The 22,994-nt window shown below is 67.8% G+C and carries 20 protein-coding genes and 1 tRNA gene; 6 read left to right on the top strand and 15 right to left on the bottom strand.

The window, feature by feature from the left end; genetic code table 11:
- Window positions 1–17 precede the first annotated feature (17 nt).
- From atzF to TGR7_RS15450, 12 genes are all read right to left on the bottom strand, one after another.
- Window positions 18–1,862, bottom strand: coding sequence for an allophanate hydrolase (gene atzF, locus TGR7_RS15505; protein WP_012639621.1), 1,845 nt, complete (start codon window positions 1,860–1,862; stop codon window positions 18–20).
- A 26-nt stretch (window positions 1,863–1,888) separates the two neighbouring features.
- Window positions 1,889–5,503 (bottom strand): urea carboxylase, encoded by a 3,615-nt coding sequence (uca, locus tag TGR7_RS15500; protein ID WP_012639620.1) that lies wholly within the window; start codon window positions 5,501–5,503, stop codon window positions 1,889–1,891.
- 40 nt (window positions 5,504–5,543) lie between these two features.
- Window positions 5,544–6,191 (bottom strand): urea amidolyase associated protein UAAP2, encoded by a 648-nt coding sequence (locus TGR7_RS15495; protein ID WP_012639619.1) that lies wholly within the window; start codon window positions 6,189–6,191, stop codon window positions 5,544–5,546.
- A 22-nt stretch (window positions 6,192–6,213) separates the two neighbouring features.
- Window positions 6,214–6,948, bottom strand: coding sequence for an urea amidolyase associated protein UAAP1 (locus TGR7_RS15490; protein WP_012639618.1), 735 nt, complete (start codon window positions 6,946–6,948; stop codon window positions 6,214–6,216).
- 178 nt (window positions 6,949–7,126) lie between these two features.
- The gene (nikR, locus tag TGR7_RS15485; RefSeq protein WP_012639617.1) at window positions 7,127–7,579 is read right to left on the bottom strand and encodes a nickel-responsive transcriptional regulator NikR; all 453 of its coding nucleotides are present in this window, start codon (window positions 7,577–7,579) and stop codon (window positions 7,127–7,129) included.
- Between the two features lie 9 nt (window positions 7,580–7,588).
- Window positions 7,589–8,956: a type III glutamate--ammonia ligase gene (gene glnT / locus TGR7_RS15480; RefSeq protein ID WP_012639616.1), complete on the bottom strand. Its 1,368-nt coding sequence runs from the start codon at window positions 8,954–8,956 to the stop codon at window positions 7,589–7,591.
- Window position 8,957: 1 nt separating this feature from the next.
- The gene (locus tag TGR7_RS15475) at window positions 8,958–9,743 is read right to left on the bottom strand and encodes a creatininase family protein (RefSeq protein WP_012639615.1); all 786 of its coding nucleotides are present in this window, start codon (window positions 9,741–9,743) and stop codon (window positions 8,958–8,960) included.
- Window positions 9,743–10,663 carry an ABC transporter ATP-binding protein gene (locus TGR7_RS15470; protein WP_012639614.1) on the bottom strand — a complete coding sequence of 307 codons (921 nt, stop codon included), beginning with the start codon at window positions 10,661–10,663 and terminating at the stop codon, window positions 9,743–9,745. Before TGR7_RS15470 ends, TGR7_RS15475 begins: the two co-directional genes overlap by 1 nt.
- 17 nt (window positions 10,664–10,680) lie before the next feature.
- The gene (locus TGR7_RS15465; RefSeq protein ID WP_012639613.1) at window positions 10,681–11,640 is read right to left on the bottom strand and encodes an ABC transporter permease; all 960 of its coding nucleotides are present in this window, start codon (window positions 11,638–11,640) and stop codon (window positions 10,681–10,683) included.
- Window positions 11,641–11,681: 41 nt separating this feature from the next.
- Entirely contained in the window at window positions 11,682–12,662 is a 981-nt protein-coding gene (locus TGR7_RS15460; RefSeq protein ID WP_012639612.1) for an ABC transporter substrate-binding protein, read from the bottom strand.
- A gap of 384 nt (window positions 12,663–13,046) precedes the next feature.
- Window positions 13,047–13,889 (bottom strand): sugar phosphate isomerase/epimerase family protein, encoded by an 843-nt coding sequence (locus TGR7_RS15455; protein ID WP_012639611.1) that lies wholly within the window; start codon window positions 13,887–13,889, stop codon window positions 13,047–13,049.
- Between the two features lie 16 nt (window positions 13,890–13,905).
- Window positions 13,906–14,904, bottom strand: a complete 999-nt coding sequence (locus tag TGR7_RS15450; RefSeq protein ID WP_012639610.1) for a fatty acid desaturase family protein — start codon at window positions 14,902–14,904, stop codon at window positions 13,906–13,908.
- Window positions 14,905–15,434: 530 nt separating this feature from the next.
- Here TGR7_RS15450 and TGR7_RS15445 point away from each other — a divergent pair.
- Window positions 15,435–15,511 (top strand) — tRNA-Arg (locus TGR7_RS15445).
- Window positions 15,512–15,930: 419 nt separating this feature from the next.
- A complete protein-coding gene (locus TGR7_RS15440; RefSeq protein ID WP_041442051.1) occupies window positions 15,931–16,374 on the top strand; it encodes a small multi-drug export protein in 444 nt (147 codons plus the stop codon).
- Window positions 16,375–16,595: 221 nt separating this feature from the next.
- Here the strand turns inward: TGR7_RS15440 and TGR7_RS15435 are convergent, their stop codons facing one another.
- Window positions 16,596–16,934 carry a TusE/DsrC/DsvC family sulfur relay protein gene (locus TGR7_RS15435; RefSeq protein ID WP_012639608.1) on the bottom strand — a complete coding sequence of 113 codons (339 nt, stop codon included), beginning with the start codon at window positions 16,932–16,934 and terminating at the stop codon, window positions 16,596–16,598.
- Between the two features lie 107 nt (window positions 16,935–17,041).
- Between TGR7_RS15435 and TGR7_RS15430 the strand changes: the two genes are divergently transcribed.
- The 4 genes from TGR7_RS15430 (at window position 17,042) to TGR7_RS15415 (ending at window position 20,425) form a co-directional block, all read left to right on the top strand.
- Window positions 17,042–17,887: a LysR family transcriptional regulator gene (locus TGR7_RS15430; RefSeq protein ID WP_012639607.1), complete on the top strand. Its 846-nt coding sequence runs from the start codon at window positions 17,042–17,044 to the stop codon at window positions 17,885–17,887.
- Window positions 17,888–17,998: 111 nt separating this feature from the next.
- Window positions 17,999–18,505: a BLUF domain-containing protein gene (locus TGR7_RS15425; protein ID WP_012639606.1), complete on the top strand. Its 507-nt coding sequence runs from the start codon at window positions 17,999–18,001 to the stop codon at window positions 18,503–18,505.
- 75 nt (window positions 18,506–18,580) lie between these two features.
- On the top strand, window positions 18,581–19,174 hold the full coding sequence (gene lexA, locus TGR7_RS15420; protein ID WP_012639605.1) for a transcriptional repressor LexA: 594 nt from the start codon (window positions 18,581–18,583) through the stop codon (window positions 19,172–19,174).
- 6 nt (window positions 19,175–19,180) lie between these two features.
- On the top strand, window positions 19,181–20,425 hold the full coding sequence (locus TGR7_RS15415; protein ID WP_012639604.1) for a DNA polymerase Y family protein: 1,245 nt from the start codon (window positions 19,181–19,183) through the stop codon (window positions 20,423–20,425).
- 106 nt (window positions 20,426–20,531) lie between these two features.
- On the opposite strand, the gene TGR7_RS15410 is transcribed toward TGR7_RS15415, so the two are convergent.
- Both TGR7_RS15410 and nadA read right to left on the bottom strand, forming a co-directional pair.
- Window positions 20,532–21,719: a hypothetical protein gene (locus TGR7_RS15410; RefSeq protein ID WP_012639603.1), complete on the bottom strand. Its 1,188-nt coding sequence runs from the start codon at window positions 21,717–21,719 to the stop codon at window positions 20,532–20,534.
- 46 nt (window positions 21,720–21,765) lie between these two features.
- Complete coding sequence (gene nadA, locus TGR7_RS15405) at window positions 21,766–22,845, bottom strand: quinolinate synthase NadA (RefSeq protein WP_012639602.1); 1,080 nt, start codon at window positions 22,843–22,845, stop codon at window positions 21,766–21,768.
- Window positions 22,846–22,994: the final 149 nt, after the last annotated feature.

The raw sequence follows: 22,994 nt of genomic DNA, 5'->3' as shown, positions 1-22,994 counted from the left end.
GAAAAAACAGGCGCGGATTATAGGCCATCCGCACCGGCGCGTGCACTGTCTGTGATCAATTCGGTCCGACAGGCTCCTAGGTAGGCGCGCCAGCCGCCCAGGTGGGTGATCTCCCGGGCGTCGGCCACTCCGTGGGGCTCGCACAGGAAGCCGGCCACACGGCTGCCATCGGCCAGTTCCACCCGGCCGATGCCAAGCGGCGCGGGGATGCCGTCCACGAAGCTGCCGAAGTGGGCCGCGGGCAGTTCCCAGACCTCCACCTCGATGGCCTGCCCGCCGGCATCGCGCACCAGTCCGGGGCGCCAGGGCGGGCCGCCGGCCAGGGCGTAGAAGCGGTAGTGGGGGCTGGTGCGGGTCTTTGCCACCAGCCGGGCGCCGCGCTCGGTGAGCTGGTGATTGAGCGGCAGCCCCTGCATGTGGGCACCGCAGACCGCCACGCGGAGGTGGCCGGGGGCGGGGCCGGTCACCGGACGGGGCGCCGGCACCGGGTGCGCCGTGGCGCCCTGGGTTTCAACCGAGGCGTGCTGGAAGCGCTCGCCCAGGGGCAGCAGGGCGCCGTCGCCGAAGGCCGGGGCGATCAGGGTGATGCCGAAGGGCAGGCCGTCGGCCTGGAAACCGGCGGGTACCGCGAGCGACGCCAGGTCCAGCAGGTTCATGAAGTTGGTGTAGTAGCCAAGATTTGAGTTGAGCCGCACCGGGTCGGCGTTCACCTGCGCGATGGTGTAGATCGTCCCGGCGGTGGGGGTGACCAGCACGTCCACCGCCTGCCAGGCGGCCTCGGCCTGGCGTTTGTAGTCCATGAGCCGGTACTGGGCGCGGAAGCAGTCCGTGGCCCTGGGCGCGGCGCCGCCGCCGATGATGCCCCGGGTCACGGCCAGCAGTTCACCGGGTGCCTCGTCGATCAGGGGCTGGGTGGCCAGGTAGCGTTCGGTGACCCAGGGGCCCTCGTAGAGCAGGCGCGCGGCGTCCAGGAAGGGGGCGAAGTCGATCTCCACCCGCGTCCCGCCCAGGGATTGAAGGCGCGCCACCGCCTCGTGGAACAGGCGCTCGGCCTCGGCGTTGCCGAAGAATTGCAGCTGTTCCGCCCGGGGCACGCCGAAGCGGAACCGGGCGGGATCGAAGCCGTGGGTGGTGAGCGGCCGGGGCCGTGCATAGGCGTCGTGCGCATCGAAGGCGGCGGTCACCGCCAGTACGCGCTCGGCGTCGGGCACCGTGAGGGCGAAGATGGACACGGTGTCCAGGCTGCGGCAGGCGGGCACCACGCCCGAGGCGGACAGCAGGCCCCGGGTGGGCTTCACGCCGATCAGGTTGTTGAAGGCCGCCGGTACCCGGCCGGAGCCCGCGGTGTCGGTGCCCAGGGAAAAGCTCACCACCCCGGTGGCCACGGTGACCGCCGAGCCGGCGCTGGATCCGCCGGAGATGTAGGCCGGGTCGAAGGCGTTGGCGCAGGCGCCATAGGGTGACCGGGTGCCCACCAGGCCGGTGGCGAACTGGTCCAGGTTGGTCTTGCCGATGGGCAGGGCGCCGGCCTCGATCAGGCGCTCGACCACGAAGGCGCTGTGCTCTGGCGTATAGGCGAAGGCCGGGCAGGCGGCGGTGGTGGGCACGCCGGCGAGATCGATGTTGTCCTTGATGGCGAAGGGGATGCCGTACAGGGGCAGGGTGTCGGGACTCTCGCCTTCCAGGCGTGCGGCGTGGGCCATGAGGGCGTCCCGGTCCAGCACCCGGATCCATTCGTGGCGATCCGGTTGCGCGGCGATGCGCGCGAGCACCTCGTCGATCAGCTCGGCGGGTGTCAGCCGGCCCTCCCGGTAGGCGCGGTGCAGGCTGTCGATGTCCAGGCTCAGATGCGGGTGCTTCATGGTCGGTCTCGCGGGGGCAAAGGGATTCAGGACTGGAGTTCCAGGATGATCACCGCCTGGCCGGCATGCACCGAGCCGCCCCGGGCGCAGAGCACCTCGCGCACCACGGCCTCCTCGTCCGCCTCGATGGGGATCTCCATCTTCATGGCCTCCACCACCACCAAGGTGTCGCCGGGGGCGACCCGGTCGCCGGGCTTGACCGCGATCTCCCAGACGCTGCCGGTGACCGGCGAGGCCACCGCCAGGCAGCCCTCGGGCAGGTCGAAGGGCGCGTCGGAGGTGGATTCATCGTCCGGCAGCGCATCCACGTGCTCTGCCTGGCCGGCCTGCTTCCAGCGCTCCCGCTCCGCCTCGAAGGCGGCCTGCTGGCGGGCCTTGAAGGCGGCGATGGATTCGGCGTTTTCCTCCAGGAAGCGCAGGTAGTCGCCGAGCCTCAAGGTGGTCTCCTCGATGCGCAGGTTGAAGCGGCCGTGCACGAAGTCCTCGCGCATGCGCAGCAGTTCCTCGTGGCTCACCGGGTAGAAGCGCAGCTGGTCGAAGAAGCGCAGCAGCCACTGCTTGCCCTCGGTGAAGTCCCGGGTCTGCCGGTAGCGGTTCCACATCTGCACCGTGCGGCCCACGAACTGGTAGCCGCCCGGCCCTTCCATGCCGTAGACGCACAGGTACGCGCCGCCGATGCCCACGGCGTTCTCCGGCGTCCAGGTGCGCGCCGGGTTGTACTTGGTGGTCACCAGGCGGTGGCGCGGGTCCAGCGGCGTGGCCACCGGCGCGCCCAGGTAGACGTCGCCCAGGCCCATGACCAGGTAGCGGGCGTTGAACAGGATGTCCTTCACCTGATCGATGTCTTCCAGGCCGTTGATGCGGCGGATGAACTCGATGTTGCTGGGACACCAGGGGGCGTCGGGGCGCACCGACTGCATGTACTTCTCGATGGCGAGCCGGGTGGAGGGGTCGTCCCAGGACAGGGGCAGGTGCACGATGCGGCTCGGCACCTGCATGTCCTCGATGGCGGGCAGGGCGTCCTCGGCCTGCTTGAGCAGCCGCACCAGGTCCGCCTGGCCGATCACCCGGCTGTCGTAGTGCACCTGCAGGGAGCGGATGCCCGGGGTGGTCTCGATGATGCCCTCGATGGCCTGGCGTTCGATCCAGTCCATCAGGGCGTGCACCCGGAAACGCAGCCTGAGATCCAGCACCAGGGGGCCGTACTCGATCAGCAGGTAACGGTCGCCGGCCTGGCGATAGCAGACGCCCACGTGATCCGCGTCTGCCTCACGCCGGTACAGGACGGGACTGGTGTCCACGCCCGGCACCCGGGCCTGGATGGCGGGGGCGGGGGCGGGGGACAGGGTGGCGATGCAGCGGTCCTGGTGCGCCTCCAGGGCGTTGGCGCTGGCGATGTCGGTGCAGTGGAAGCGCAGGGTGTCGCCGGGGGTGAGCTGGCCCAGCTTCCACAGTTCCGCCTGGATGATGGTCACGGGGCACACGAAGCCGCCCAGGCTCGGTCCGTCGGGACCCAGGATCACCGGCATGTCGCCGGTGAAGTCCACCGCGCCGATGGCGTAGGCGTTGTCGTGGATGTTGGAGGGGTGCAGGCCCGCCTCGCCGCCGTCCTCCCGGGCCCACCGGGGCTTCGGGCCGATCAGACGCACCCCGGTTCGGCTGGAGTTGTAGTGCACCTCCCAGTCGGTGGCGAAGAAGGTCGCCATGTCCGCGTCGGTGAAGAAGTCCGGCGCGCCGTGGGGGCCGTAGGTGACCTGAATGACCCAGTGTCTGCCGTAGGCCGGGATCAGGGCCGCCGGGATCTCCCGGCAGGTCTCGTCCGGTGCGCTGGCGGCGTTGAGTCGCAGCACGTCGCCCGTCCGCAGGGTGCGCCCGCCGTGGCCGCCGAACTGGCCCAGGGTGAAGGTGGACTTGCTGCCCATGTAGTCGGGCACGTCCAGACCACCCTTGACCGCCAGGTAGCTGCGGCTGCCGGCGCCGCTGATGGCGCGCAGCCTGAGGGTGCTGCCGGCGCGCACCGGCACCGGCTGCCAGTAGGGGATCTCCTGGCCGTCCAGCAGGGCCTTCATCCAGGCGCCGGTGAGCGCAATCACCGTGTCCGTGTTGAAGCGCAGGGTCGGGCCGGTGACGGTCAGTTCCAGGGCCGCCGCGCCTTCCGGGTTGCCCACCGCCCGGTTGGCCAGGCGGAAGGCGAGATGGTCCATGGGGCCCGAGGGCGGCACACCGATGGGCCAGTAGCCGGTGCGCCCGGGGTAGTCCTGCACCATGGACTGGGTGCCGGGGGAGAGCACCTCGAGGGTGGCGGGGCGGTAGGCGAGGCGATCCAGGTAGCGGGTGTAGTGCTGCGCCTGCCGGAACACGTCGTCGGCGAGGATCTGGCCCAGGTAGGGCAGGTTGGACTCGATGCCGTGCAGCTCGGCGCACGCGATCGCCTCGCCGAGCCGGGCCCGGGCCTCGTCCCGGTCCGCGCCCCGGGCGATGAGCTTGGCGATCATGGGGTCGTAGTGGGGCGAGATCTCGGAACCCTGTTCCACCCAGGTCTCGACGCGAATGTCCGAAGGCAGGCGCAGTGCGGTGAGCACGCCGCTGGAGGGCTGGAACTGCTTGCCCGGGTCCTCGGCGTAGAGGCGCGCCTGGATGGCGGCGCCCCGGGGGGCGTGCCGGTAGGCGCCCAGGAAGTCGCGCTCGCCGGCGGCCAGGCGCACCATCCAGGCCACCAGGTCCACGCCGGTCACCTCCTCGGTGACCCCGTGTTCCACCTGCAGCCGGGTGTTCACCTCCAGGAAGTAGAAGGCGCCGGTCCGGGTATCGTAGACGTATTCCACGGTGCCGGCGGAACGGTAGTTCACCGCCTGGCCCAGGCGCACCGCCGCGTCCATGAGCTGCGCGCGCAGGCCGTCGTCGATGCCCGGCGCCGGGGTCTCCTCGATCACCTTCTGGTTGCGCCGCTGCACCGAGCAGTCCCGTTCGCCCAGGGCCACCACGCGGCCCTCGCCGTCGCCGAAGATCTGCACCTCCAGGTGCCGGGCGTACTCCACGTACTTCTCCAGGAAGATGCCGCCCTGGCCGAAGTTGTTGCGGCTCAGGCGTTCCACCGAGTGGAAGGCCTCCTCCAATTGCTTCTCCGAGCGGCAGATCTGCATGCCGATGCCGCCGCCGCCGGCGGTGCTCTTGAGCATCACCGGGTAGCCGATGCGCAGGGCCTCGCGCCGGGCGTGGTCCAGGTCGTCCAGCAGGCCGGTGCCGGGCAGCAGGGGCACGCCGTTCTCGGCGGCCAGGGACCGGGCCGTGTGTTTGAGGCCGAAGTCGCGCATCTGCTGCGGCGTCGGGCCGATGAAGGCGATGCCCGCCTGCTCGCATGCCTCGGCGAAGGCGGCGTTCTCGCTCAGGAAGCCGTAGCCGGGGTGGATGGCCTCGGCGCCGGTGCTGCGGGCCACCTCCAGGATCTTGTTCCAGTCCAGGTAGCTGTCCCGGGCCGGTGCAGGGCCGATGCACACCGCCTCGTCCGCCTGGCTCACGTGCAGGGAGTGGGCGTCGGCCTGCGAGTACACCGCGACCGAGCCCGCGCCCATGGACTTGAGCGTGCGGATGATGCGGCAGGCGATGGCGCCGCGGTTGGCGATCAGGACCTTGTTGAACATGGGGCGCTCGTCATCAGTCGGGACAAGGGGCTGCGGGCGCTCACGCGTCCCAGACCAGGACCTCCACCGGCGTCGGGTTGTAGGCGTTGCAGGGGTTGTTGAGCTGCGGGCAATTGGAGATCAGCACCAGCACGTCCATTTCCGCGCGCATCTCCACGTAGCGTCCCGGCGCCGAGAGGCCGTCGGCGAAACACAGGCCGCCCTCGGGGGTGACCGGCACGTTCATGAAGAAGTTGATGTTCGACGACAGGTCCCGCTTGCCCATGCCGTGGTCGTGCTCGGCCAGCGCCAGCAGGAAGCTGTCCCGGCAGCTGTGCATGTGGCGCTTGTCCAGAGCGTAGCGCACGGTGTTGCTCTCCGCCGAGCAGGCGCCGCCCAGGGTGTCGTGACGGCCGCAGGTGTCGGCGGTGATGGTGAGCATCACCCGGCCCTCGCTGGACAGGAGCTGGGTGCCGGTGCTGAGGTAGATGTTACCCTGGGCGCGGATGGTGTCGTTGGCGCTGTAGCGCTCCTCCGGGTCGTCCGCGTTGTAGAACAGGGTGTCCACGGCCTGGTTGCCTTCCAGGTCCAGGATGCGCAGGGTCTGGCCCTTGCGCACGATGCCGGTGAAGGGTTCCCCCGCGGGGACCACCTGGCGGAACACCGCCTGGCTGGCATCCAGGGGGCTTTCGACGAGTGCTGTGCTCATGATCGGTCTCCGGGTCTTGTGCTCAGCCCAGGGGGTAGAGGCGTTCGGTATTGGTAAAGGCGCGCTGGTTCTGCGCGCAGTGGTTGCGGCAGGGATCGTCGGGGCCGGGCGGGTCGGAACGCCACACCAGCAGGTCCACGGGTCTGGGCGCGTAGGCGGGCGCCGGGTCCAGGGGATGCTGGCAGGTGGAGAGCACCACCAGGGTGTCCATCTCGAAGCGCAGGTCCAGGTAGTCGCCGGGTTTGGAGTTGCCCGGATTGAACACAAGGGCGCCGTCCTCGTTCACGGTGACCTTGCTGAACAGGTTCAGGTTGGCCACCACGTCGCGCCGGCCCAGGCCGTACTTGCCCAGTTCGTTGACCAGGCTGTCGAAGCCGTTGCGGTGGTAGGCGTTGCGGTGCTCCTGGTAGCGGGCCTCGCCGTATTTCTGCTGCACCAGGGCGGCGTTGGACAGCCCGCCGATGGTGTCGTGCCAGCCGCAGGTGTCCTCGGTGATGGAGCAGATCACCCGGCCCATGTCGCTGTAGCAGACGTTGCCCCGGGTGAGGAACGCGGTGTGCTGGCCCTTGAGGGTGTCAGCCATGTTGTAGCGTTCCGTGGTGTCCTCGCGGCTGTAGAGCAGCATGGCCACGTTGGCGCCGCCCTCCGGGTCGGTGAGGCGCAAGGTGGTGCCGCGGCGCAGCACCCAGGACCAGTGGGCGCCCGCGGGCACGCGCTCTTCCCAGAGCCTGCGTGACTCGTCCGGTGTGTTGTTCATGTGGTCGGTCTCCATGAGTAGTACGGATTCGCGAATTCGTAATACTGACTAGGCAGGTTGCGTGCCAAGGCAGCCGACGGGCGGCGCGCCTTGCGCCGCGGCGATGTGCGGGGTTGAGTCTGCCGCTCGCCTGCACCAGGGCGGGGCATGACAGGTGCCGGGGCACGCATTTGGTGCCTCAGTTGCCACGGGCGGGCGGCTGGTGCACCTGGGGGATGAGGGTGGTGGTCAGTTCCAGCTTGCCGGAGATCACACCCCGGTTGGTGATCATGCGGTCGGCGATGACCTGCAGCTGGGTCGCCGGGCCCTGCACCAGGATCACCTCCATGGCGCGGTTGTGCATCAGGTGGATGTGCAGGGAGCTGATCACCTCCTCCACGTGCTCGTGCTGCAGGTCCGCGAGGACCTTCTGCAGGCGCGGCGTGCTGTGGTCGTAGAGCAGGGTGATGGTGCCGGCCATCACCTCGTTGCCCAGTTCCCGTTTGTGGGCCACCAACTGGTGGCTGATCATCTCCGCCAGCGCCGCGGAACGGCTCTCGTAACCGCGCGCCTCCACCATGTCGTCCAGCTGCCCGAGCAGGGGCTCGGGCAGGGAGATGCTGATGCGGCTGACGCCTCCGTTGGCTTTCATGGGCTTTCCCTAGAACAGGTGGCTGTAGCGTTCGATCTCCCAGGCGGAGATGGTCTGGTGGTAGCTGGTCCACTCGGCGCGCTTGTACTTGATGAACTCGTCGCGCAGGCCCTGGCCCAGGGCCTCGACCACGAAGGGGTCCGCCTCGAAGGCATCGATGGCCTCGGCGAGGCTCTTGGGCAGGAACTCGATGCCCCGGTCGGCGCGCTCGGCGTCGCTCAGTTCGTAGAGGTTGTCCTCCTGGGGCCTGCCCGGGTCGAGGCCCTCGCGGATGCCTTCCAGGCCCGCGGCCAGGGCCAGGGTGGCGGCCAGGTAGGGGTTCACCGCGCCGTCGGCGTTGCGCGACTCGCAGCGTCCGCCGCCCATGGGCACGCGCACGGAGTTGGTGCGGTTGTTGGAGCCGAAGGAGTTGAACACCGGCGCCCAGGTGAAATAGGGCATGTCGCCCTGGCGCACCAGGCGCTTGTAGCTGTTCACCGTGGGCGCGAAGGCGGCGCACAGGGCTTTGCCATGCTTGATGATGCCGGCGATGAACTGGTAGCCGATCTCGGTCAGGCCCAGGCCGCGGGGGTCTTCCTTCGGATCGCAGGCGAACAGGTTCGCGCCGGTCTCAAGATCATAGAGGGACATGTTGAAGTGGGCGCCGTTGCCGGTCTTGTCGGCGAAGGGCTTGGGCATGAAGGTGGCGATCAGGCCTTCCTCCTTGGCGTACTCCTTGGCCATCAGACGCAGGAAGGTGAAGCGATCGCAGGTGGTCAGCGCGTCGGCGTAGCGGAAGTCGAACTCGAACTGGCCGTTGGCGTCCTCGTGGTCGAAGGAATACAGGTCCCAGCCCAGGGCGTTGATGGTGGTGGCCATCTTGTCCAGCCAGGTGAACTGATCCAGGAAGGCGCGCGCGTCATAGCAGGGCTTGACCAGCCGGTCGTCGGGGTTGGGGACCTCGAGGCCGCCGTCCCCGGTCTGGCGCAGCAGGAACACCTCCGCCTCGATGCCTAAGTTGAAGCCGAAGCCCATTTCGTTGGCCTTCGCGATCATGTTCTTCAGCGCCACCCGGGTGCTGAACGGATAGGGCTTGCCGTGGAAGGTGTTGTCCGCGGGCATCCAGGCCACCTCAGGCCGCCAGGGCAGCTGGATGATGTGGTCCAGGTCCGGCACCGAGGCGATCTCGTCCTCGTTGGGGGCCTGGCCCAGGCCGTCCAGGGCATAGCCGGTGTAGAGCTCGGAGCCGTGGGCCATGTGGGGCAGGTGGTCGATGGGCACCACCTTGCCCTTGGGCACGCCGTGGATGTCCACGTAGGCGCCGAGGCAGTACTTCACGCCCTGGGCGCGCAGGCGGTCCTGGATCTGGCGAATCTCGTCGGCGGTCTTGGTCTTCATGTCAGGGTTTCCCGTTGTCGGGTTGGATGGATCTGAAATAGGAATGGGGCAGGGGTGGCGTCTCCGCCATGCCCTTGCGCACCCGGGCACTGAGGTCCTCCACCATCCAAGCGTACAGGGTCGCGCCCTGTTCCCGGTTGGCGCGGCTCGGGTGTCCGGTGACGCCGTTGGTGCTGGTGCGGTTGACCGGGTGGGCGAACACGCAGTCTTCGGTGCGGTCGGGATCGTCGGCGTCCCGGATGCGCTCCGCGCGCAGCATGTGTGGCGAGAGCGCCATCATCAGTGCCGTCTCGGCGGCGTTGGCGTGCCAGTCCATGCCGTCCGCGCAATGGGCCGTGCGCACCCGCTCACTGATGGCCGGCGTGTTGACGAGCGCCACCATCAGGTCGTCGTGCTCGGCGCGCAGCATCTCCAGGGCGCAGCGCAGCGGCGCCTCGTTGGTCACGTGCCCGTTGACCAGGAACAGGCGCCGAAAGCCCGAGGCGTAGACCCAGTCGCCGATGTCCTTGATCACGTCGATCAGCGTCTTGGGCTGCAGCGCGATGGTGCCCGGCCAGCGTCTCGAGTGGCCGATGGAGCAGCCGTAGGGCAGCGCGGGCAGCAGCATGGCGCCGGTGCTTTCCGCCACGTCGCGACACAGGCGCGCGGCGATCTCCGCGTCCATGCCGCATCCCAGGTGCGGGCCGTGCTGCTCGGTGGCGCCCACCGGCAGGATGGCGCTGTCCATGCCGCCCGCCACCAGCGCGCCGATCTCTTCCCAGGTCATGGTGTACCAGTCGTTGAGCATCAGAACACGGACTCCACCTTGGCGTTGACGGGCACCATGCGCACCATGTTGAGGCGGTCGCCGTTGACCCCTTCTTCGGTCTCTGCGCCTGGCGGATGGATGAGTTCCTCGAGACGGCGCTTGGTGGCCAGGAACTCGGGACTCAGGAACTGGGACGGGTTGCGTGGCTGGGGCACGGGGACCTCGATGAGTTCCTGCACCTCGCCGGGGTGGGCCTTGAGCACCAGGATGCGGTCGGCCAGGAAGATGGCCTCGTCGAGATCGTGGGTGATGAACACGATGGTGATGTCGATGTTCTTCCAGATCTCCAGCAGGTAGCCCTGCATCTTTGCCCGGGTCTGGGCGTCCAGGGCGCCGAAGGGCTCGTCCATGAGCAGGATGCGCGGCTGGTTGGCCAGCGCCCGGGCGATGGCCACCCGCTGTTTCATGCCGCCGGAGAGCTGGTGGGGGTAGCTGTTGGCGAACTTGGTGAGGCCCACCAGATCGATCCACTGCAGCGCCTCCTCCTCGGCGGCGGTGCGGCTGCGTCCGGCCAGTTCCAGACCGAACATCACGTTCTTCTTCACCGTGCGCCAGGGAAACAGGGTGTAGCCCTGGAACACCATGCCGCGATCCGGTCCCGGGCCATGCACCGGCTTGCCGTCCAGCAGCACCTCGCCGCTGCTGTAGTCCTCAAGGCCGGCCAGGGTGCGCACCAGGGTGGACTTGCCGCAGCCGGAGGGACCGATGACGCACACGAACTCCCGCTGGTGGGTGCGGAAGCTGATGTCCTTGAGCGCGGTGACGGTGCCCTGGGGCGTGTCGAAGGTCTTGGTCAGGCCCTTCACCTCCAGGATCACCGGCCGTTCCTTGAGGCGCGCGAAGCGGTCGGCCACCTCCGGTGACTGGTCGCGGTAGCTGGGCAGTTCCAGACGGGTCATGGGGGGCTCCGTGAGTCTCAGGCGCGGGCGGTGCGCTGCCAGGGGAACAGGCGCCGACCCAGCCAGGCGAGGATCAGGTCGGTGGTCAGGCCGATGATCCCGATAATCAGGATGGCCGCGAACACGTTGTCGAAGTTCTTGTAGCGGGCCTGCTGGGTGATGAACCAGGTGATGCCGGAGCTGGCGCCGATCATCTCGGCGACGATCAGGTAGGTCCAGGCCCAGCCGAGCAGGATGCGCATGTCCCGGTAAAGGTCGCTGGCGATGCCCGGGATGACCACCTTGAACAGCAGCCCGGCGTTGCGCGCGCCGAGCGTCATGGCGGCCTCCAGCAGGGCCGGGTCCAGCTTGCGGGTGGTGTTGGCCACCACCAGCACCTGCTGGAAGAAGGTGCCGATGAAGATGATGGCGATCTTGGGGGCATCGTGGATGCCCAGGATGGCCACCGCCAGCGCGCCAAAGGCCGGCGCCGGCAGGTAGCGGAAGAATTCCACAAAGGGTTCGGTGAGGCGCGACACCGCCACGTAGGTGCCCGCCAGGATGCCCAGGGGCACGCCGATCAAAGACGACAGGAAGAAGCCCCAGAAGATGACCTGGATACTGTCTGCGAGGCTCTCGTGCAGCCACTTCTCATTGCGCCGCTGGGGTTCGGTGGTGAAGGCCGTGTACAGGGCCGTGGCCACCTGGTGGGGCGCGGGCAGGTAGACCGGGTTGGTGCGCGTGCCGGTGGGCAGTTCGCGGCCCTCGGCGCGCATCGCCTCCTTTTCCTGTTCGAAGACGGCGCGGTCCACCAGCATGCCGGTGCGGAAATAGTCCACCTCACCGGGTTCGATGATCTCCACCTGGGGATGCCAGATGAAGGGCACATAGCTGAACAAAGACCAGACCAGCAGGGGGAGGACGAAGCTCATGACGGCCAGGAAGGTGCGTCGTCGTGACGACAGTTCCTTGCGCACCGCAAACCAGGGCTTGTTCATGGGTCCCGTCTCTCCGCCTGCCGGATCTGGTGGGCCGGTCCTTACAGGGCGCCGGTGATGCTGGCGTCGATGTAGTCCTCGACGGGCTGCGGTTCGGTATACACGTCATTGGCGACGTTGAACTCGTCGGCGATCTTCGAGGAGCCGTACAGGGAGGTGAAGCCGTCGCCCTTCGTGAAGAATTCCATGGCCTCTTCACGGGTCAGGATCTTGGTGCCCTCGATGAAGCCCTCGTAGTCGGCGGGCGGGATGCCCACGCGCGCGGCCATGATGCGCACCGCGTCGGCGCGGGTGGCCGGATCCTGGATGTAATCCACCGCCCGGTACCAGACCCGCGCCACCTTGATCCAGGCGTCACGGTTCGCGGCCAGGCTGGTGGGGGAGACCGCCAGCACGTCGTAGATCAGACCGGGTTCGTCGGCGCTGGTGTAGATGGCGGTGGAGCCGGGCACCAGGTTCAGGGCCTGGCCGGAGCTGGGCTGCCAGGCGACGATGGCGTCCACGTTGCCGGAGGCGAGCACCTGGGGCGTCTCATTGGTGGGCACGTTGATCAGCTCCACGTCCGATTCGCTCATGCCGTTCTTCTCCAGGGCGTTGAGCAGCAGCAGGTGGGAGACGAAGCCTATCTCCACGCCGATCTTCCTGCCCTTCAGATCGGCCACGGAGCTGATGCCGCGCCGGGCGATGATCATGTCATTGCCGTTGGAGTAGTCGTTGATGATGATCATCACGTTGCGCGCGCCGGTGGCGCCGGTGACCAGGGCATCGCCATTGGTCATGGCCACGGCATCCAGCTGGCCGGCGGCGAAGGCGTCCATGGAGGCCACGTAGTCGAACCATTCGAACTTCACGTCCACCCCTTCTTCCTTGAACCAGTCCTTCTCGATGGCCACTTCCCAGGCGACCCAGCCGGGCCAGTCGCTGTAGCCGATCTTCAGGGGTTCGGACAGGGCCTGGGCGGACATGCCCAGCATGGTGATGCCCACCAGGGCACCGAAGAGTCGCTTGAGGGGTTTGAACATGGTGCTGCCTCCAGGGGTATTACCGTTGGTTGATTCGGTAATACGTGCAAAGCAACGCCTGTGCCATCGGTCGTTGTGGTCGCCAAGCCCCTGTTTTGTCTATGTCTACGGTGTACCGGGCGGGGACGCGACGAGGGTGTCTGCCCTCAACTGGTGCGTGCGGGGTGGGTTTGTACCTGTTTGGGGCGGGGGTTATGAAAGGCAAGGGCGTGTTAGCCACAGAGGTCACAGAGGTCACAGAGGAAAAAGACTAGAGGAATGCGATTGCGCGGCCTTCGACCCCGGTGCGGGAACCGGAGCACATCACAAATCAAGAGCGATGTTGCTTTCCGATCTTTTCTCTGTGACCTCTGTGTCCTCTGTGGCTAAAAAAGAAATGACCGTTTACCCCGCCATGCACTGGGCGAAGTGCGCCCGTTCGGTATGGGCCATCCAGCGGTTGATCTCGCGCAGGTCGGCCACGGGCACGCCGGTGAAGGGCAGGTGGTGCAGGTAGCCGTCGGGGCCGAACTCCGGGGTGAGGGTGGCCAGGGTGTCGCCCCGTGCTGCCATCGCCTTCCAGACGATCTCCCACCAGCCCTGATGCGCGCTCAGGGCCTGGGCATACTCGGGGGCCGCCGGATGGGGCACCTGCGGCCCCTGCTCGTAGCCCACCCGGGCGTGCACGTGGCGTACCCGGGGGGCGATGGCCTCGATCACGTCCCGCTCGCTGTCCATGAGCCGTTCGCACACCACGCACCAGTGGCTGAAGTCGGCGGTGAGTTGAAGTCCCGGCAGGGCCTCGGCCAGACGCCGGGTGGTCCAGGGGTTGAAGAGCGACCGGCCCCGGTGGGTCTCGAAGCTGATCTCCTGGTTGTAGGACTCGGCCAGTGCCATGGCCTCGGCGAAGAAATCGCGGCTCGTGTCCTCGGGCCAGGCATCGCAACCGGCCAGGGAGGTCACCCGCCGCGGCGCCAGTTCCGCGCTCCATTCCAGGCGCTGGCGCAGCGAGCCCAGGTGTTCCTCCGGGCTTGCCTGGCGATCCGGCACGTAGCTGCCTGCGGTGCAGATCTCGGCGATGTAGTCGAGACCATGCACCTGCAGGGCGCGGCCGAAATGCCGGCGCTCCGAGGTCTGTACCGGGGCCGGCCCCTCGATGCCGTCGAAGCCGTCCGCCAGGGCCTCGAGGATGGCCCGCTTCCAGTCGCCGTCGTAGCCCCACAGGCTCTTGTAGACCTTGAGTTCCAAGTGAAGACCTCCGCGTTCAGTGCGCCGTCAGAAAGGACACGCCCACCACGCCCACGAAGCCCGACGGATCGCCCACCGGCCGGTCCGGCGGGTCCGCGTGCAGCACCCGGGCGACCCGGTGGCGGTGGTAGGCCCCGAGCAGCCGGCCGACCGGCAGCACCCGGTCGGTCTGATCGCCGTAGAGCCTGCGATGCAGGGCCGGCAGCCGGTACCAGGGTTCCGTGGGCCGGGTGTGGTGGGCGTTGTGATAACCGAAGTTCAGGGTCAGCAGGTTCATCCACGGGTGGCGCACCGAGACCAGGTTGGAATAGGTGTTGCGTTCCTCGTGGGCCCGGTCGAAGGCCGGTGTGGATTCGCCCTGGGCCTGTTCCAGGTGCTCGAACAGGGGGTAGGTGTGCTGGTGCACGTCCATGAAGCGCAGCACGTGCAGGAACAGCAGGTAGGCAATGGCGTAGTAGATGAGCGCCATGGGGCTCAGGGCGGCAATCAGGCCGAAGAAGGCCAGACGGGTGAGCAGCACCCCGATCACCCGGGTGCGCCGCTGCCGGCGCGAGGGCAGGGTGAACGGCAGGATCAGGACCAGGGCGTGCATGAGCAGGTCCACCGCCGGGATGTAGAACCATTCCAGGGTCTGGATCACCCGCAGCAGCGCCGGGTGGCGCTGCAGATGCACCCGGAAGTCGAAGGCCACGATGTCGGCCCGATCCACGTGGTGGCGGAAATGCTTGTGGCGGATGCCCTCGTAATCCCCGTAGGCACTGCCCACCAGCCAGCTGAGGTTCTCTCCGAGCCGGGCGTTCCAGCGGTTGTCCCGAAGGATCGTGTTGTGGGCGCACTCGTGGATCAGGTAGGCGCCGATCACCAGCCCGTGGGCCAGCAGCAGGATGCCTGGCAGGGCGAGCAACAGCGAACCCTGGGTGATCAGCGCGAGGCCGCCCGCGTAGGCGGCGAGGCAATAGGTCAGTGCGGCGAGATTCGGCCAGCGGCCGTCTTCGTATCTCCAGATGCGTGGCATGGGTGCGATCCGCGGGTCGTCCCGCAAGGTCCACCGCGCCCGGGGGTCGTCCCGCCAGGCCACACCCGGGGCGCCGGGTGTGCAAGAACTTCAAGCAAGCACCGGGCCAGCCAGCCGGGCCGCGTCCCGCCTTGCCGCGCGGTTCTAGTGTCCTGTCTGATCAATATCTTGTCATTCAGAGCCTCGCAAAAGCGCCAAGGCAAGGCGCGCATCGCAGCCAATGGCAAGCCCTTGGCAAGGTGCGCAACGCCGCATTGCCGCTTTTGCGAGGCTCCCTGCGGGCGCGGCTGTGCGGGCGTGTGGCGTTGTTACGCTTGCTTGAAATGGGGGTGGCCATTCCTGCGCAAGCGTGCCTAGCCACACGCCCGCACAGCCACGCTGAATGACAAGATATTGATCAGACAGGACACTAGCTGCCCGCCCGGTGTGCAAGGGCTGCCAAGACTGCACCAGGATGAAGCCCCGCCCGTCGCGCAGCCCGGGCGGGCATGGACGCGGTTCCTCCGTCAGAGTAAGATTCCGACCCTTACGCGCCCGTAGCTCAGCTGGATAGAGCGCTGCCCTCCGGAGGCAGAGGTCAGAGGTTCGAATCCTCTCGGGCGCGCCAGATACCCAAAGGCCCGCCTACAATGGTGGGCCTTTGGGTATCTGGCGCGCCCGAAAGCTTTGGTTCGGACCTCCGGTTCGATTAATCCGGCAGGACAGCCGGATTGACAGTGCGGATAGTGCACTGCCCCGCAGGGGTGAGGCCCAGGGATGGGCCGAGTCATCAGGTTGGCAGGATGGCCAATCTGACAGTGCGCGAATGCGCGCTGCCCCCGCAGGGGCGAGGGCCAGGGATGGCCCGAGTCATTAGGTTGGCAGGAAGGCCAATCTGACAGTGCGCGAATGCGCACTGCCCCGCAGGGGCGAGGGCCAGGGATGGCCCGAGTCAATCCTCTCGGGCGCAACACATAGGGGCCCTCAATGGGCCCCTATGTGTTTATGTTCAGGGATATATCCAAGTCTCAGTCTCCAAGGCCCCCCATGGACCTCCTCTGGCAATACACCCTGGTCTTCCTCGCCGCCGCCACCCCCTGGCTGGAGATCATGATCGTGATCCCCGTGGCCATCGGCGCGGGGCTCGCGCCCGTGCCGGTGACGATCGTGAGCTTCGTGGGCAATGCCCTGCCGGTGTTCGGCATCATCGCGCTGTTTCAGTGGTGGGAACGGCGCCGGGGGCCGGTGCGCCGGCGCTGGAGCGCGCGGGCCATGCGGGTCTGGGCGAAGTGGGGCCTGCCGGGGCTGGCCCTGGCGGGTCCGGCGGTGACGGGGATTCACCTGGCGGCGGTGATGGCCCTGGCCCTGCACGCCGACCGGCGCGCCACGGCCCTGTGGATGACCGTGAGCCTCGCCTTCTGGTCCGTGGGCACGACCCTGGTGACCGTGGCAGGCATCGAGGGCTTCCGCCAACTGTTCGGCGGCGACTGAAGGTTTAGGGAACCCCTGTTCTCTCGCGGAGACGCGGAGGCGCAGAGAAAGAAACGTCTTGATTTGGTTCTCCCCGTGCCTCCGTGGCTCCGTGAGAGCACATGGGGTTTGCCGGGTCCTGCTGAAAACAAATCCCTCTCACGGAGCCACGGGGGCACGGAAAAGCCTATTGCAGATGATTTTTCCCTGCGCCTCCGCGTCTCCGCGAGAGAACAGGCTCTTCAGCCCGTGCTCCAGGCCCGGGGGCGGCGCATGCCGGCGATCTTGCACACCTGCTGCATGTAGCCGTAGGGGAACAGCTCGTAGAGCCGCTGGCGGGCCTGCCTGCCGTAGCCCAGTTCCTCGGCCAGGTACTTGATGACGAAGCGGGCGTCCACGGCCACGTGCTGGGTGTCGTAGTGGCGACGGATGAAGTCCAGCACCTTGCGGTGCTCCGCGCCCAGCTCCAGTCCCTCCTGCCGGGCCAGGGTCTCGGCCACGGTCTCGTCCCAGGCCTCCGGGTCGATCAGGAAGCCTTCCTCGTCGGTCTCGATGCGTCGTTCGTTCAGTGCGATGCCCATGGCGTGTCCTCCTGCGTGGGTCCCATGCATTGACGCTATACGAGGCCATAACACAAGACAAACGAAACTTATTGGACTTTGATATCGGCATATCCGATATTAAATCCATGGACACGGACCAGATACGCACCTTCCTGGCGGTGGCGGCCCACGGCAGCTTCCTGGAGGCGGCCGAGCGGCTGCATGTCACCCAGTCCACGGTGAGCGCGCGCATCCAGCGCCTGGAGGCGGACCTGGGCAACCGGCTGTTCGTGCGCAACCGCTCGGGGGCCAGCCTCACCGCCGCCGGGCGGCGCTTCCTGCGCCACGCCAAGTCCCTGCTGCTGACCCTGGAGCAGGCCCGCCACGACGTGGGCCTGCCCAGCCGCTTCCGGGCCAGCATCACCGTGGGCGCGCGCATCGCCCTGTGGGAGGGCTTCCTGCCCCAGTGGCTGGGGCGCTTCCGCGCCAGTGCCCCGGATGTCTCGGTGCGCAGCGAGATCGGCTTCGAGGAGGACCTGATGCGCCGCCTGGTGGAGGGCACCCTGGACGTGGGGCTCATGTACACCCCGCGCCACAGCCCGGGGCTCACGGTGGAGCAGCTGTTCGACGAGACCCTGGTGCTGTGCGGCACCGACCCCAAGGCCCGGGGGCCGGGGGAGGACTACGTGCACGTGGACTGGGGCCCGGCCTTCCATGCCCAGCACGCCCAGCACTACCCGGACGTGGAGCGTCCGGCCCTGCACGCCAACATCGGCTGGCTGGGGGTGCAGATCATCCTGTGCAACGGCGGCTCCTGCTTCCTGCCGGAGCGCATGGCCCGGCCGCTCATCGAGGCAGGCAGGCTGTTCCCGGTGCCGGGCAGCCCGCGCCTGAGCCTGCCCGCCTACATGGTCTTCCCCCGGGACAGCGAATCGCCGGTGCTGCCCCAGGTGCTGCACGGCCTGCGGGCCCTGGCGGCGGAACAGGGTTGAGCCTAAGCCTGAGTCCCGTGCTCGGGAACTCCGGCGGGCCTGCCGGGTTCTGAATGGGATCTGCCGTGCCCCGGCCGTCAGCCCCGACCACAACAATAAAGGCCTCCCGCCATGAACCTCGTGCGTTTCGTCTACGTCAGTGCCGCCACCCCGGAATTCAACGAGCAGCTGGACATGGGCCGCATCCTGCAGGCCTCCCGGCGCAACAACCCCTCCCAGGAGATCGGCGGCGTGCTCTATTACGGCCACGGCTACTTCTTCCAGGCACTGGAAGGTGACCGGCGCAAGGTGAACACTCTGTACCGTCGCCTGCTGGGCGATCCCCGCCACAAGGACGTGGACGTCATCTCCGTCAAGCCCATCCCGTTTCGCAGCTTCGTGGACTGGTCCATGAAGTACGTGCCGGTGGAGGACGACGTGGAGCGTCTGCTCAAGCAGCGCGGCTTCAAGCGCTTCGAGCCCTACGACTTCGACGAGACCACCGTGGATGCCCTGGTGAACCTGTTCGCCGGTGCCACCGACCCCACCGGCGGCCCGGACCTGCGCGACGGCGCCGGGAGCGCGGGGCGCAACACGGCCCTGGCGGGGCTGCTGGACTTCTTCCGCCGGGGGCGCTGAGTCCCTCTGAACACCTCTTGAAGGTTCCCGAAAGGTTCTCTATGCTCATGGAGAACCTTTCGGGAACCTTCCGCCATGCTCACCCCCCAGCAGCGCAACACCCTCGACGTCATCCGCCGCCACCTGCACCGCCACGGCCACGCCCCCACCCTGACCGAGATCGGCGAGGCCCTGGGGGTGCGTTCCAAGGGGGCGGTGCACCGCCTGGTGCAGGCCCTGGTGGACAAGGGCTTCCTCACCCGGGAGTCCCCGGGCTGGCGCGGCCTGCGCCCCACGGGCAGCGACGCCGCCTTCAGCCTGCCCCTGGTGGGCCGCATCGCCGCCGGCCGGCCCATCGAGGCCATCCCCGGCGAGGACACCCTGGACCTGGCTGACTTCCTGCTGGGTCCGGGGCGCTACGCCCTGCGGGTGGTGGGGGAGTCCATGGTGGGGGCCGGCATCCTGGACGGTGACACCGTGGTGGTGCAGCAGGCGGACAGCGCCCGGGACGGGGACATCGTGGTGGCGCTGATCGACGATGAGGAGGCGACTTTGAAGCGCATCCGACACCGCCCGGACGGGCAGGTGGAGCTGCGCGCCGAGAACCCGGCCATGGCCCCCCTGGTCTACGACGCCGCCCGGGTGCGCATCCAGGGCGTGGTGGTGGGCCAGCTTCGCGGTTACCGGTGAAGCGCCATGTCCGAACCCTGGGAACGGGCCATCGTGCTGGTGGACATGAACGCCTTCTTCGCCTCCATCGAGCAGCTGGATCATCCTGAGCTGCGCGGCCGGCCCGTGGGCATCACCAACGGCCAGACCGGCACCTGCATCATCACCTCATCCTACGAGGCCCGGGCCCACGGGGTACGCACCGGCATGCGCCTGAAGGAGGCCCGGCAACTGTGCCCGGACATCCTGCAGATCCCGGCCCGGCCCGAGCGCTACGCCCGGGTCTCCACGGACATCATGACCGCCCTGGAGAGCGTCACCCCGGACCTGGAGGTGTTCTCCGTGGACGAGGCCTTCCTGGACGTGACCCATTGCCAGCGCCTGCTGGGCCCGCCCGAGGTGATCGCCCGGCGGGTCAAGGACACGGTGCGCGAGGCCTCGGGGCTGCCCTGTTCCGTGGGCATGTCCGGGGACAAGACCACCGCCAAGTGGGCCGCCAAGCAGCACAAGCCCGACGGGCTCACGGTGATCCCCCCCTGGGAAGCGGCGGCGCGCCTGGCGCCGGTGCCGGTCACGGAGCTGTGCGGCATCGCCGGGGGTATCGGCGGGTACCTGGAACAGCGCGGGGTCTACACCTGCGGCGACATGGCGCAGCTGCCGGTGAGCGAGCTGGCGCGGCGCTTCGGCAACCTGGGGCGGCGTATCTGGCTCATGGCCCAGGGGCGTGATCCCACGCCGGTGGAGACGCGCATCGCGCCGCCCAGAAGCCTGGGTCACGGCAAGGTGATGCCCCCGGGCACCCGGGAGCGGGCGGTGATCCTCACCTACCTGGAGCACATGGCCTTCAAGGTGGGCACCCGCCTGCGCCGCCACGACCTGCTGGCGCTGCGCTTTTTCATCGGCCTGCGCGCCGACTACGGCTGGATCGGCGGCACCTACCGCACGGCGGTGGCCACCGACGACAGCCGCCAGCTCAACGCCCTGTGCCGGCGCATGCTGAACGAACACTGGTCGGGGGAGGGGGTGAGCCAGGTGCAGATCACCGCCCTGGAGCCCTGCCCGGCGGCCGGGCAGCTGGAGCTGTTCGATGCCGGGCAGGCCCCCGGCGCCGCCGACCAGGCCCGGGTGCGGGCGGCCCACGGGGTGATGGACGCCATCAACCGCCGCTACGGGGAATTCACCCTGGCGCCGGCGCGACTGCTGTCGCGCTCCGACATGCCCAACGTGATCGCGCCGGCGTGGAAGCCGGGCGGGCATCGGCAGACGGTTTGAGGGCGATTCAAAATTCAAGATTCAAAATTCAAAGGGGGAAACAACGGAGATTTGCTGGTTTTACCTTTGAATTTTGAATCTTGAATTTTGAATCATGGTTTGTGAATCAGCCCTTCCTCATGAACTTGCTGGAGCGCTTGAGCTCCGTGAGGATGTCCCGCTCCAGGGCGTCGAGATCGTCCTTCTTCACCTGGGCCACGTCACTGATCCAGGCGGTGTTCTCGTTCCGCTTGCGGGCGAAGTAGTTGAGGATGAATTGCTCGGACATGAGCATGAAGCGGATGGCGTCTTCCGGGTCCACCTGCAGGAAGGGGTTGCGTGCGATCTGCATGGCGGACTGTTCCTGCTGCAGGCAGTAGCGGTTGAGCAGGGTGTACAGCGCCATGCGCGCCTCGCTGATGCTGCGCGCCACCTTCTTGCGGGTGAAGGGGTGCAGGCTGGCGTCCACGATGGCGTCCAGCCACAGGGTCAGATCGTTCTCGGAGATGACCACTTCCTTGGCCCGCTGCTCGGCCACCATATCGGAGATGCGCTGCTGCAGCTGCTCGCCCTCCAGGTTGGCCTTGCCGCGCACCAGGGCGCGACGCCACAGGGCCTGGGAACGCTCCAGCTGTTCACGCAGGTCCTCGATCTGCTCACCCAGGCGCCGGAAGTCCTCGTCCAGCTGGCCGATCTGGCGTGCCTTGGCCTGCATCTCGTGGTGGCTGATGCCGGTGCGGATCAGGTAGAAGCGCGCCAGCAGGAGCTCGATGTCCTCGGCGTGGGCGTGCAGGCGCGCGATGGCCTCCTCGAAGGTGGCCATCTGCTCGTAGTCCGGGTGCTGGGCGCGCAGCAGGCGCGCGGCACGGGTGGCCTCGGTGACCTCGGCGCGCACGTCCATGAGCAGGCCGTTCAAGGTCTTGAGGCTGGCGACCAGGCGTTGCAGGGAGAGGTCGTCACCCTGCTGGCGCCATTGCTGATCGAGCTTTTCCAGGTCCGACAGTTTCTGGCGGAAGATCTTCACGTTGGCCTTGTTGCCGGTGCGCTTGGAACGGTCCAGGGCGTTGAGCACGTCCTCGCCGAACACTTCCTGGATGGCCATGCGCTGCTGCAGATGGTAGGCGTTGGCGGCCAGGATCAGGGTCTCCACCGCGGAGCGGGAGTACAGGGGCACCTCCTCGACGAAATCCAGCGGGATGTTGTCGGGGAGTTTCTCCGGGGGCAGGCGGGAGAGTTCATCCGGCGAGAGGCTGTGGGCCAGCTTGCGGAACACCGCCATGGGGATCAGCGGCTGGTGCCGGTAGGCGTAGCTCATGCCGTGAGCCTCCGCACATCCGTTTGCGTGAACCGTGATGACATCCTTATGCGTCACCCCGGCCCAGCACGGGCTGCTGCAGCTGGCGGGCGAAATCCAGCATGCGCTGGGTGGAGCGCAGGGCCTTGACCCGCACCGCTTCCTCCACGTGCACCTCGTTGGCGCCGGTCTCCAGGGTGGAGAGCAGGTTGTGCAGGCCGTTCATGGCCATCCACGGGCAGTGGGCGCAGCTGCGACAGGTGGCGCTGTGGCCGCCGGTGGGGGCCTCGATGAGGGTCTTGTCGGGGGCCGCCTGGTGCATCTTGTAGAAGATGCCCGAGTCGGTGGCCACGATCAGGGTCTTGTGGGGCAGCTCGGCGGCCGCCCTGACCAGCTGGGTGGTGGAGCCCACCACGTCGGCCAGCGCGATGACCGCGGCCGGTGACTCCGGGTGCACCAGCACGGCGGCCTCCGGGTGCTCGGCCTTGAGGTCCCGCAGGGCCTGGGCCTTGAACTCGTCGTGCACCACACAGGCGCCGTCCCAGAGCACCACGTCGGCGCCGGTCTGGCGGCGGATGTAGTCACCCAGGTGCTTGTCCGGCGCCCAGAGCAGCTTCTTGCCCTGGGCCTTGAGGTGTTCGGCCAGCTTCAGGGCGATGCTGGAGGTGACCACGTAATCGGCGCGGGCCTTCACCTCGGCGGAGGTGTTGGAATAGACCACCACGGTGCGGTCGGGATGTTCGTCGCAGAAGGCGTTGAACTGGTCCGTGGGGCAGCCCAGGTCCAGGGAGCATTCCGCCTCCAGGGTGGGCATGAGCACGCGCTTCTCGGGACTCAGGATCTTGGCGGTCTCGCCCATGAAGCGCACACCGGCCACCACCAGGGTGGAGGCCGGGTGTTCATGGCCGAAGCGGGCCATGTCCAGGGAGTCGGACACGCAGCCGCCGGTGTCCTCCGCGAGGCGCTGCAGTTCGCCGTCCACGTAGTAATGGGCCACCAGCACCGCGTCCTTCTCCTTGAGCAGCTGCTTGATGCGCTCGCGCACGGCCTCCAGCTCCGCGCCCTGGTAATGGGGCACGCTGGCGGTGATCTGGTCGGTCTCGGGGACCGGGAAGACCGGAATGGTGCGGGCGGCGGCGTTGCTCAATGCGGTGGACCTCTTGAAATGACAATGACAGCCAATAACCCATTCTATCCGTTGGGCATGGCTTTGACATCCTGGATGCCGTCGGCAGGATTGCGCCTTGCGTCACCCCGGGGCACACTTTTTGACCCATTTCACAAAGCCCCTTCGCC

Origin of the sequence: Thioalkalivibrio sulfidiphilus HL-EbGr7 (genome assembly GCF_000021985.1) — a bacterium.
Taxonomy (GTDB): Bacteria; Pseudomonadota; Gammaproteobacteria; order Ectothiorhodospirales; family Ectothiorhodospiraceae; genus Thioalkalivibrio_A; species Thioalkalivibrio_A sulfidiphilus.
Note: the sequence above shows the minus strand (reverse complement) of the source record. Positions and strands in the feature narration are given on the sequence as shown.